Source organism: Lysobacter antibioticus HS124 (assembly GCF_000336385.2).
GTDB lineage: Bacteria > Pseudomonadota > Gammaproteobacteria > Xanthomonadales > Xanthomonadaceae > Lysobacter > Lysobacter firmicutimachus.
Genome location: NZ_HG424495.1, coordinates 25,189 through 36,312, shown reverse-complemented (window position 1 = coordinate 36,312; position 11,124 = coordinate 25,189). Strand labels below are relative to the sequence as shown.

The 11,124-nt window shown below is 70.0% G+C and carries 8 protein-coding genes; 2 read left to right on the top strand and 6 right to left on the bottom strand.

What is annotated here, in order from left to right; all coding sequences use genetic code 11:
- Positions 1–76: 76 nt before the first annotated feature.
- Positions 77–1,075: a polyprenyl synthetase family protein gene (locus TX83_RS10570; RefSeq protein WP_064747914.1), complete on the bottom strand. Its 999-nt coding sequence runs from the start codon at positions 1,073–1,075 to the stop codon at positions 77–79.
- 309 nt (positions 1,076–1,384) lie between these two features.
- On the opposite strand from TX83_RS10570, the gene ssb reads away from it, so the two are divergent.
- Positions 1,385–1,936: a single-stranded DNA-binding protein gene (gene ssb / locus TX83_RS10565; protein WP_064747912.1), complete on the top strand. Its 552-nt coding sequence runs from the start codon at positions 1,385–1,387 to the stop codon at positions 1,934–1,936.
- Between the two features lie 150 nt (positions 1,937–2,086).
- Here the strand turns inward: ssb and nagA are convergent, their stop codons facing one another.
- The 5 genes from nagA to TX83_RS10540 are packed head-to-tail and all read right to left on the bottom strand — an operon-like array spanning position 2,087 to position 7,431.
- Positions 2,087–3,193: an N-acetylglucosamine-6-phosphate deacetylase gene (nagA, locus tag TX83_RS10560; protein WP_064747910.1), complete on the bottom strand. Its 1,107-nt coding sequence runs from the start codon at positions 3,191–3,193 to the stop codon at positions 2,087–2,089.
- Complete coding sequence (locus TX83_RS10555) at positions 3,190–3,966, bottom strand: DeoR family transcriptional regulator (protein WP_064747918.1); 777 nt, start codon at positions 3,964–3,966, stop codon at positions 3,190–3,192. Before TX83_RS10555 ends, nagA begins: the two co-directional genes overlap by 4 nt.
- A 34-nt stretch (positions 3,967–4,000) precedes the next feature.
- The gene (locus tag TX83_RS10550) at positions 4,001–5,323 is read right to left on the bottom strand and encodes a D-tagatose-bisphosphate aldolase, class II, non-catalytic subunit (protein WP_064747909.1); all 1,323 of its coding nucleotides are present in this window, start codon (positions 5,321–5,323) and stop codon (positions 4,001–4,003) included.
- A 19-nt stretch (positions 5,324–5,342) separates the two neighbouring features.
- Positions 5,343–6,284 carry an ROK family protein gene (locus tag TX83_RS10545; protein ID WP_064747908.1) on the bottom strand — a complete coding sequence of 314 codons (942 nt, stop codon included), beginning with the start codon at positions 6,282–6,284 and terminating at the stop codon, positions 5,343–5,345.
- Positions 6,277–7,431, bottom strand: coding sequence for an SIS domain-containing protein (locus tag TX83_RS10540; RefSeq protein WP_064747907.1), 1,155 nt, complete (start codon positions 7,429–7,431; stop codon positions 6,277–6,279). The genes TX83_RS10545 and TX83_RS10540 overlap by 8 nt, the downstream gene beginning before the upstream one ends.
- A 323-nt stretch (positions 7,432–7,754) precedes the next feature.
- On the opposite strand from TX83_RS10540, the gene TX83_RS10535 reads away from it, so the two are divergent.
- Positions 7,755–11,108 carry a TIM-barrel domain-containing protein gene (locus tag TX83_RS10535; protein WP_064747906.1) on the top strand — a complete coding sequence of 1,118 codons (3,354 nt, stop codon included), beginning with the start codon at positions 7,755–7,757 and terminating at the stop codon, positions 11,106–11,108.
- Positions 11,109–11,124: the final 16 nt, after the last annotated feature.

The following is an 11,124-nucleotide window of genomic DNA, read 5'->3' as shown; positions in this document are numbered from 1 at the left end:
GGAAGCGATGCGCCGCCCTTGTAGGAGCGGCGTGAGCCGCGACCATCGAAGCGGTGCACGCAAGCGGATTCGCGGATCAGTGATCCCGGCTCACCGCGTACCGCGCCAGCCCGCGCAGCGCCGCGGTGTAGTCGTTGTCCTCGATCGCGTCCAGCGCCGCTTCGGCGGCGTCGGCGTAATCGCAGGCGCGCCGGCGGCTGTAGTCCAGGCCGCCGGTGGCGTGGATCGCGGCCAGCACGTCGGGCATGGCGTCGGTATCGCCGTGTTCGACCGCAGCGCGCAGGCGGGCGCGGGTGGCGTCGTCGCTGTGGGCGATGGCGTGGATCAGCGGCAGGGTGGCCTTGCCCTCGGCGAGATCGTCGCCGAGGTTCTTGCCCAGGGTCTGCGCGTCGGAGGCGTAGTCGAGCACGTCGTCGGCGATCTGGAAGGCATAGCCCAGGGCCAGGCCGTAATCGTGCATGCGCTGCTGGATTTGCGGCGGCGCGCCGGCCAGGACCGCGCCCAGGCGGGTCGCGGCGGCGAACAGCACCGCAGTCTTGCGTTCGATCACCCGCAGGTAGGCGGCCTCGTCGGTGTCCGGGTTGCGCACGTGCAGCAACTGCAGCACCTCGCCCTCGGCGATCTGGTTGGTGGTGTCGGCGAGGATCTTCATGACTTCCAGCCGGTCCAGCTCGACCATCAGCTGGAAGCTGCGCGAGTACAGGAAGTCGCCGACCAGGACGCTGGCGGCGTTGCCCCACACGGCATTGGCGGTCTTGCGGCCGCGGCGCAGGTCGGACTCGTCGACCACGTCGTCGTGGAGCAGGGTCGCGGTATGGATGAATTCGACCACCGCCGCCAGCTGGTGGGCGTCGGGGCCGCGGTGGTTGAGGGCGCCGGCCGCCAGCAACAGCAGCATCGGCCGCAGGCGCTTGCCGCCGGCGCCGACGATGTACTCCGCGACCTGGTTGATCAGCACCACATCGGAGGCCAGGCGCCGCCGGATCAGCGCATCGACCGCTCCCATGTCGTCGCGGGCCAGGGATTGGATGCTCGCCAGGTCGGCGGCGGACAAGGTCGTGGCGCTGGAAGGCATGGGCAGGTCGGCTCGTAGGAAACGAAATTATAAGGGTTGCGTCACGTTTGGCAGGCCGGTTGCGGCAAAGTGCGGCGGCGGTCCGTTCGCGGGGCCGGGGCGGTCTCGTACCGCCGTGCCCGGCCGGCCAGGGGTGCCCCGAGGACGGGCCCGGGCGGCCTCGGACGGCCCCGGCTGCGCCCGGGGCAAGCCCCGACGGCGGTTTCGGAGCTGTCCTACCCGGCCGCGGGGCGGCCGCCGGTGGACGGGGCGGCGGCTATAATCCATCGTCAGGCCATACCCCCGGCATCTAGAAGGACACGCAATCCCATGGCACGCGGCATCAACAAGGTCATCCTGGTCGGCAACCTCGGCAACGATCCTGAGACCAAATACACCCAGGGCGGCATGGCCGTGACCACGATCAGCCTGGCGACGACCAGCGTCCGCAAGGATCGCGACGGTAACAACCAGGAGCGCACCGAATGGCACCGGGTCAAGCTGTTCGGCAAGCTCGGCGAGATCGCCGGCGAGTACCTGCGCAAGGGCCGTCAGGTCTACATCGAAGGCTCGATCCGTTACGACAAGTTCACCGGCCAGGACGGCGTCGAGAAGTACTTCACCGACATCATCGCCGATGAGATGCAGATGCTCGGCGGCGGCGAAGGCGGTGGCGGCGGTGGTGGTGGACGCTCCGAAGGCGGCGGTCGTGGCGAGTTCCGCGGCGGCGGCGGCGGCGACCGTCCGGCGCGTCAGTACGGTGGCGGTGGCGGTGGCGGTTACGGCGGCGGTCGTCAGGAGTCCGCGCCGCGCCGCGAAGCGCCCCCGGCCAAGTCGAACGATTTCGGCGACGATTTTGCCGACGACGACATTCCGTTCTGAGCGGACGCAGAATCCAGGAAAAAGCCCTCCGCACGGAGGGCTTTTTCGTTGTCAGAACGAAGGGCGAGCGAGGCGTCGGGGGGCATCCGGCGCGACCCGGCGGCGCCGCAGAAGGCCGGCGAAGGCCATCGCGGGAGCCGGGCCGCGGACTCAGCTCAGATCAACCGCGCGGCCGGCGACATGCACCTGGGCGATGCGCAATTGCGGATCGAGGACGACCAGGTCGGCGCAGGCGCCGGGTTGCAGGCGGCCGCGGTCGCTCAGGCCCAGGTAATCGGCCGGGAAGGTGGAGACGCGTTGCGCGGCATCGGCCAAGTCCAGGCCGACGTCGACCAGGTTGCGCAGGGCCTGGTCCATGGTCAGGGCGCTGCCGGCCAGGGAGCCGCTGACCAGGCGCACGCAGCCCAGGCACTTGTGCACGCGCTGGGAGCCCAGCGCGTACTCGCCGTCGGGCATGCCGGTGGCGGCGGTGGCGTCGGTGACCGCGTACAAGCGCGGAATGGCGCGCAGCGCGAGGCGGATCGCGCCGGGGTGCACGTGTTGCAGGTCGGGAATCAGCTCGGCGTACTCGGCGTGAGCGAGGGCGGCCGCAGCGATGCCGGGTCGGTAGTGATCGACCCCGGTCATGCCGTTGAACAGATGAGTGAAACCGGATGCGCCGGCGCGCAGCGCCGCCAGCCCGTCCTCGTAGGTGCCGGCGCTGTGGCCGATCTGCACCCGGATGCCCATCGCGTTCAACGATGGGATCAATTCGGTGTGACGGCCGATTTCCGGCGCCAGGGTCAACACCCGGATCGGCGCCAGCGCGTGCAGGCGCTGTACCGATTCCAGCGTGGCTTCCACGGTCAGCGGCGGTTGCGCGCCGAGCCGCTGTGGGCTGATGAACGGCCCTTCCAGATGCACGCCGAGCACGCGCGCCGCCTGTGGATCGGGCTCTGCGATGGCGTTGGCCAGGCCGCGCAACGCGTGGGCGATGTCGGCCTCGGCGGCGGTCATGGTGGTGCCGAGCAGGGCGGTGGTGCCGTGGCGCACGTGCGCGCGCGCCACAGTGCGCGCGGCGTCGCCGCCCTGCATCAGGTCGACGCCGGCGGCGCCGTGCACGTGCAAGTCGATGAAGCCGGGCAGGACGATGGCGTCGGTGCCCTCGTCGCCTTCGGCATCCTCGATGCCGCGGATGCGATCGTCGAAGACGATGCGCCCGCGGCGCCAGCCGGCGGGGGTCAGGATGCGGCCTTGCAGGGAGTGCAGGTCGGTCACGGCAAGGGCTCGGCGATGATCACCTCGATGCCCAGCCGTTGCAGACCCTCGCGGTAGCGGTCGTCGATGCCGGCGTCGGTGATGATGGCGTGGACTTGGTCGAGGCGGGCGATGCGGTGCAGGCTGACCCGGCCGAACTTGGAGGCGTCGGTCAGCACCACGATCCGGCGCGCGCGCTCGACCATGCGGTGGTTGAGGCGGGCTTCGGCTTCGTCGTGGGTGGTCAGGCCGAACTGCAGGTCCAGGCCGTCCACGCCCAGGAACAGGGTGTCGAAGCTGTAAGCGTTGAGGCTGGCCTCGGCCTGGCTGCCCTGCAGCGACAGCGACTGCTTGCGCAGCAGGCCGCCGCTGAGCAGCACCTCCACGCCCGGCGCGTTGGCCAGCTCCCAGGCGATGTTGAGGCCGTTGGTCATCACCGTGACCTCGCGGTGGCCGCGCAGGTGGCGGGCCAGGGTCATGGTGGTGGAACCCGAATCGATGATGATGTTGTCGCCGCCCTGCACCAACTGCGCGGCGCGGGCGCCGATGCGCTCCTTCAGCGGCAGGTTGAGCGCGTCCTTCTCGTGGATGTCCTGTTCGCGCGGCGGGGTGCGCACCAGGGTGGCGCCGCCGTGGGTGCGGGTGGCCAGGCCCTGGGACTCGATGTGGCTGAGGTCGGCGCGCACGGTCACGGCCGAGACGCCGAAGCGTTCGACCAGCTCGGCGACCTGCACCGAGCCCTGCTCGATCAGGCATTGCAGGATCTGCTGCCGGCGGGAGCGGGTGTTGCGCATGGCCATGTGTCGATCCGCGCTGAAAGCCTGAAGATTAGCCGTTCGCCGCGGCGCGGGCGCCGTGCTCGCGAAGGCCGGCGACATTGGCCGCGCAGGCGCGGGCGTACTCGTCCAGGCACAGGCCGATGCGGTGGCGGACCCAGGCCTGCGGCGTGTCGGCCAGGGTGCCGGCGCGCAGTGCCCGGTACTGCTCGGGCAAATACTGGCTGAGCAGGTAGGCCGGCGGCGCATGCGTGCTCAGGTTGTCGAACAGGCGCTGCACCGCGGCCACCAGGGCCGGTTCGCCCCAGTAATAGCGGCAGCGGTCGCTGAGCGCGTACAGGCGCAGCAGGTGCAGCTCGCGCTCGTCGCCATGATAGTGCTGCTGCCAATGGCGCGGGTTGTCGAGCATGCAGCGCTCCAGCACCTGCGGCAGATTCGAACGCCGTTCGGCCGGCAGCAGCTCGGCTTCGATCGCGGCCAGCGCGAACAGCGCTTCGCGGTAGGCGAAGGTCGCGGCTGGGCCGACCTTGAGAATGGCGAAGTGGTCGCGCACCAGTTCGTGCAGTCCCTGTTCGCGCTGGTAGTCGGTGGAATGCGCTTCGAACACGATGCGCGGCTGGCGTTCCAGGAAGTCGGCCAGGGCGCGGGCTGCGGCCGGGTCGTAGTCGTGCACGCTGCTGTGATCGAAGTCGACCCCGGGCTGCACCACCATCGCGATCACCCGTTCCCACGCCGCAGCCAGGTCGGGCGCGCAGAACGCCTGCCGATGGATGGCCAGCGTCTGCTCGGCCGCCTGCGGCGTGGTCACCGCCAGGCCGCCGGCCAGCGAAGCCTCGCCGCCGGGCACCGGCACCTCGGTGCCGATCACGTAGACCGGCGGCGCCAGTCCGTGCGCGGCGGCGGTGCGTTCGGCGATGCGCGCCAGCTCGGCCGAGCGCGCGGCGACGACCGCGTCGGGCAAGGGCGTGGGGTCGTCGGCGCAGGACATGCTGCAATCGAGGTGGATCTTGTGGAAGCCCGCGGCGACGTAGGCTTCGATCAGCACCCGCGCGTTCGCCATGGCCTCCTCCGCCGGGCGCTTTTGCCAGGCATTGGGGCCGAGGTGATCGCCGCCGAGCACCAACCGGTCGACCGGGAAGTTTTCCTCGCGCGCCAGCGACAACACGTAGTCGCGGTACTGCGGCGGGGTCATGCCGGTGTAGCCGCCGAACTGGTCGACCTGGTTGGACGTCGCTTCGATCAGCAGCAGGGTGTCGTGGCGGCGGGCCACGTCCATGGCCGCGCGTAACACCAGCTCGTTGCTGCAGCACACGCTGTACAGGCCGACGTTGCGGCCCTGACGGTGGGAGGCGATCAGCGATTGCACGGGCGACATGGGGCAGCTCCGACGAGATTCAGGACAGGGCCGGCCGCCAGGCCAGCAGGGCGGCGCCGCGGGCGCCGCCGGCATCGCCGAAACGCGGCGGCACGACCGGCGGCACCTGCACTCCGTCGAACAGGTGCGCGGCGACCGCCGCCGGCAAGGCGGCGTACAAGGGGGCATGCTGCGACAGACCGCCGCCGAGCACGATCACGTGCGGATCCAGCAGCAGCACCAGCGCGGCCAGGCTGTGGCCGAGCAGATCCAGATGGATCGCCAGGGCCCGGCGCGCGCGCGCGTCGCCGGCCTCGGCCTGCGCGATCACCGCGCCGGCGTCGGCGGCTTCGCCGTGCAGATGGCGATGCAGCGCGACCAGGCCGCTGCCGGAGACATAACGTTCGACGCAGCCGCGCAGGCCGCAGGCGCAATCCAGCACCGGCAGTTCGTAGCGCTGCAGCAGGTGCGCCGGCACGCTCCAATGGCCCCATTCGCCGGCCAGGCCGTTGAAGCCCGCGACCAGTTGGCCGTGCAGGCAGTAGCCGCCGCCGGCGCCGGTGCCGAGGATCGCGCCGAACATGCTCGGGTAGCCTTCGGCGGCGCCACCGTGCGCTTCCGACAAGGCGAAGCACTGCAGGTCGTTGCCGAAGTGCAGCGGCCGGCACAGCCGCGCCCGCAGGTCGGCGGCGACGCTGTGTCCGGTCAGGGCGGGAACGTTGGCGCTGAGCTGCCGGCCGCTGCGGCGATCGCGCACGCCGGGCAGGGCGATGCCGATCGCCGTATCGGTTTGCCCGAGTTCGGCGTCGGCGTCGGCCGCCAGCGCCTGCAACGCGGCCAGGAAGCCGGCGTAGTCGCCCTGCGGCGTGGCTATGCGCCGGCGGTAGCGCACCTCCAACGCGGCATCGCAGGCGACCAGTTCGATCTTGGTGCCGCCGATGTCGATGCCGTAGCGAATTTCGGGATGCGGGGCGTCAGCCATGGTGGATGGTAACGCCCTTGACCACCCGGTTGACGGTGCCGTCCGGGAACGGGTTGTCCGGCGTCAGGCCGAGCGCGGCCGAGCGTTGCAGCGCATACAACTGGGCGAAGATCAGCCACACCGGCGCCAGCCAGGCGTCGTCCAGCGGCGGTGCGCGCAGGCTGTGGTCGTCGTCGCTGCCGATGTCGGAATGCGGACCGATCGCCAGCACCCGGCCGGCGACGCCGTCGCGGCGCAGTTCGTCGAGCAGATCCTGCTCGTAACGGCGCGCCAGCGCCTGGGCGCTGCGCATCACCACCACCAGCGTGTCGCCGTTGAGGGTGGACTTGGGCCCGTGGCGGAAGCCCAACGGGGTGTTGGCCAGGGCCAGCACTTGCCCGGCGGTGAGTTCGAGCACCTTCAGCGCCGCTTCGCGCGCCAGCGCTTCCAGCGGGCCGCTGGCTAGGTAGATCACGCGATCGAAGGGGCGTTGCGCCAGGGCGCCGGCGGGCGCATCCCACTGCGCCAGGCCTTCGCGCGCCAGCACGGCCAATTGCCGCAGGCGTTCGCCGCGCTGCGGCCACGGCGCGGCGTCGAACACGCTCAGCGCCGCCAGCAGCATGCAGCTGAGACTGCTGGTCATGGCGAAGGCGCGGTCGCAACTGGCGGCCGGCATCAGCAGGGTGCAAGTGTCTTCGCGATCGGCGCCGCGACGAGCCAATTCGCCATCGGGATTGCAGGTGATGTCGAGGAAGCGCGCGTCGTCGACCTGGGCGCGCAGCAGCTCGACCGCCGCCACGCTTTCCGGACTGGAACCGCTGCGGGCGAACGACACCAGCAGAGTCGGGCGGTCGCGCTGCAGGTACAACCCCGGATGAGTCAGCAGGCTGGTGGTATGCACGGCGCGCACGTCGGCCGGCCACTGCGCATTGATGCGGTCGGCGACCATGTCGGCGATGAAGCCGGAACTGCCGGCGCCGGTGAACAGCACGCGTTGACGCGGATCGTTCAGACGGTCGCCGAGGAAGGCTTGCACGCGTTCGCGCGCCTGCGCCAGATCCTCGGCCAGCCGGTCCCACAAGGCCGGTTGTTGGGCGATCTCGGCAGCGGTGTCGGCCCCGCCCAGGCGTTGCCAGGCGGACGAGTCGGGAAGCGGAGTGAGGTCCATGGAGGGTTCCTGTCGAAGCGAGGGTACGATCTGTGTTTTCTTTCGAAAAGTCAATTATCGAAAGTAAAACAAAAGAAAACGTCGGGTTGGGCTTCGTTGCGGCCGGCCCGGGGACAAAAGCGAAAGTTAAGGCGGATTCGGCTTTCGTGGCGGGCTTAACAGGGGTTTTGAGGATTATTAGAAAGTATTGCAATGCACAATCTTTCGTTTCAATGTAAAAATTCTTCCTTTTTGCTTTCAGTTTATTGACAGGTTTCAAAACCCTGCCCTAGAGTCGGTCGCAACACATTACGAAGGCCCGCCGAGCGGGCGCTGGGGGCAAGGTGGAATTCCGCGTGCGTCGTCCGCGACTGTCGACTGCGATCCTGACGGCGCTGATGGCCTCGACCCTTCCGGCCGCGGCCGAGCCGGTCGGCAACCTGCGCGCCGTGCGCGCCGCCACCGGCGCGACCTCGAGTTGGGAGTTGAGCACCGACACCGGCAGCGTGCTGCGCATCGAGGTGCTGGCCGACGACATCGTGCGGGTGCAGGCCGGACGCCGCGGCAAGCTGGCGCCGGCCGGCGACAAGGCCGCGCCGATCGTGCTGCCGCAGCCGGCGGCCACGATCGCGGCGACCCTGGAAGACGATGCGAGCGAATTGCGCGTGCGTACCGGCGCACTGGTGCTGCACGTGCAACGGCAGCCGCTGAAGCTGCGCCTGGAGCGGATCGACGGCGAGCGCCGCGTGCCGCTGTGGCAGGAGCTGCAACCGCTGGATCTGGACGCGGCCCAGAGCGTGCAAGTGTTGTCGTCGCAGGCCGACGAGGCTTTCTACGGCGGCGGCCAGCAGAACGGCCGCTACCAGTTCAAGGGCCGCGAACTGGAGGTTTCTTATTCCGGCGGCTGGGAAGAGGGCGATCGGCCCAGCCCGGCGCCCATGCTGCTCAGCTCGCGCGGCTGGGGCATGTTGCGCAACACCTGGAGCGACGGCAGTTACGACTTGCGCCAGCCCGACCAGGCCACCTTGCTGCATCGCGAGGATCGCTTCGACGCCTACTACTTCGTCGGCGAGCTGCCGCGCTTGCTCGAACGCTACACTCGCCTGACCGGCCGCCCCGGCCTGCTGCCGCGCTGGGCGTTGTCTTACGGCGACGCGGACTGCTACAACGACGGCGACAACGGCAAAAAGCCCGGCACCGTGCCGGAAGGCTGGCGCGACGGCGCCACCGGCACCACGCCCGACGTGGTCGAAAGCGTGGCGCGCCAGTACCGCGAGCACGACATGCCCGGCGGCTGGATCCTGCCCAACGACGGCTACGGCTGCGGTTACAAGCAACTGCCGGAGACGGTGAAGGGGCTGGCCAAGTACGGTTTCCGCACCGGCCTGTGGACCGAGAACGGGGTCGACAAGATCGCCTGGGAAGTCGGTACCGCCGGCAGCCGGGTGCAGAAGCTCGACGTGGCTTGGACCGGCAAGGGTTATCAGTTCGCGATGGACGCCAACCAGTCGGCGTTCAACGGCATCCTGCACAACTCCGATTCGCGTCCCTTCCTGTGGACGGTGATGGGCTGGGCCGGCATCCAGCGCTACGCGGTGGCCTGGACCGGCGACCAGAGCGCGAGTTGGGACTACATCCGCTGGCACGTGCCGACCTTGATCGGCTCGGGCCTATCGGGCATGGCCTACGCCACCGGCGACGTCGATGCGATCTTCGGCGGCAGCGCCGAGACCTACACCCGCGATCTGCAGTGGAAGGCCTTCACTCCGGTGCTGATGGGCATGTCGGGCTGGTCGTCGAACGCGCGCAAGCATCCGTGGTGGTTCGACGAGCCCTACCGCAGCATCAACCGCGATTACCTGAAATTGAAGATGCGGCTGACCCCGTACATGTACGGCCTGGCCCATGAGGCGGCGCAGACCGGCGCGCCGCCGGTGCGCGGGCTGATGTGGGACTACCCGCGGGACCCGCACGCGCAGGACGAGGCCTACAAGTATCAGTTCCTGCTCGGCCGCGATCTGTTGGTGGCGCCGGTCTATCGCAGCCAGGCCGCCAGCCGCGGCTGGCGGCGCGGCATCCACGTGCCGGCCGGGCGCTGGATCGACTATTGGGACGGGCGCAGCGTGCAGGCCGGCGCCGCCGGGCGCGAGCTGGACCGGCAGGTCGACCTCGCCACGCTGCCGTTGTTCGTGCGCGCCGGCGCGATCGTGCCGATGCATCCGGCGATGCTCTACGACGGCGAGAAGCCGCTCGACGAAATCACCTTCGATCTGTATCCGCAGGGCGAATCGCAGTACGCGTTGTACGAGGACGACGGCAATACCCGCCGTTTCGAGCAGGGCGAGTCGAGCACTCAATGGGTGCGGATGAGCGCGCCGGCGCAGGGCAGCGGTCCGGTGACGGTGCGCATCGACGCGGTGCAAGGCCAGTATCAAGGCCAGTTGCCGCAACGCCGCTACGGCTTGCGCGTGCTCACTCGGCAGGCGCCGCGCGCGGTGTCGCAGGACGGCCGCGCACTGCCGAAGCTGGCCGATGCCGCCGCGTGGCAGGCCGCGTCCGAGGGCTGGTACTTCGATCCGGCCGAGCGCAAGGGCAGCGTGCACGTACGCACCGCCGCGGTCGATATCCGCAAGCCGCTGCAGGTCGTGCTCGACATTCCCGTCGCGGCGGCGGTCGCCGACGATGCCTACCCGGCCGCGCCGGCGCTGGGCCGCGCGCTGCCGGCCGACAGCCTGCTGGTGGTCAATCGCCCCGCCGAAGAACCCGGCCATGCGCTGGAAAACGCCTTCGACGAGGACCCCAAGACCTGGTTCCGCAGCGTGCGCAACCAGGCCGTGCGCACCGGCGCGCACGAATGGACGATCGGCTTCGGCGAGCGCAAGCTGATCGACGGCATCGAGCTGGCGCCGCGCAACGACCAGCACTGGAAGCACGGCCAGGTCCGCGACTACGAGATCTACCTGGGCGACAGCAACGGCGAATGGGGCGAGCCGATCGCGCGCGGCCGCCTGCAGCTCAAGCAGGAACCGCAGCGCATCGAGTTCCCGGCGCGCGCCGGCCGCCTGCTGCGCTTCCGTGTGCTCAGCGTGCAGAACCCCGACGGCGACGGCGCCTCCGGCGCCGACCCGATGGTCGTTGCCGCCCAGGGCGGCGCGGCGCGCGCGGTCGATGCCTTGCAGCCGCGCGACGTCGGCCCGATCGCGTTGTCGAGCTTCCACATCCTCGAACATCAAGAACCGGAGCGGCCGGCACAGCAACGCTACCTCTCCGAGCTGCCGTTGCCGGCCGCGCTGGCCCACACCGTGCGCAGCGACCGCGCCTTCCGCGGCGACGATGCGTTGCGCATGAACGGCCTGCTGTTCCGCCGCGGCCTCGGCGTCGGCCCGGCCAGCCGCATCGACCTGCGCCTGCAAGGGCAGTGGCGCCTGCTGCGCGCCGACCTCGGCATCGACGATGCCTGCCGCGCCGCCGGCGGCCTGCAATTCCAGGTCTGGGGCGACGGACGCCTGCTCTACGACAGCGGCCTGGTGAAAGCGCCGGGCGTGGTCAAGCCGGAACTGGACATCCGCGGCCTGTCTTCCCTCAGCCTGCGCACGCTCGGCGCGCAGGGCAACCAACCCGCCCAGGTCTGCGCCAACTGGGCCAACGCCGTGCTGATCGGCCAGGAGGGCGATACGGCCAGCATCCTCGCGCCATGAACCCACTCGACCCCGC

Coding starts and splice junctions, on each gene's coding strand:
- TX83_RS10550 (WP_064747909.1), bottom strand. CDS start 5,323: ATGTCGCCCGTGCAATCGCTGATCGCCTCCCACCGTCAGGGCCGCAAC.
- TX83_RS10570 (WP_064747914.1), bottom strand. CDS start 1,075: ATGCCTTCCAGCGCCACGACCTTGTCCGCCGCCGACCTGGCGAGCATC.
- TX83_RS10545 (WP_064747908.1), bottom strand. CDS start 6,284: ATGGCTGACGCCCCGCATCCCGAAATTCGCTACGGCATCGACATCGGC.
- ssb (WP_064747912.1), top strand. CDS start 1,385: ATGGCACGCGGCATCAACAAGGTCATCCTGGTCGGCAACCTCGGCAAC.
- TX83_RS10540 (WP_064747907.1), bottom strand. CDS start 7,431: ATGGACCTCACTCCGCTTCCCGACTCGTCCGCCTGGCAACGCCTGGGC.
- TX83_RS10555 (WP_064747918.1), bottom strand. CDS start 3,966: ATGCGCAACACCCGCTCCCGCCGGCAGCAGATCCTGCAATGCCTGATC.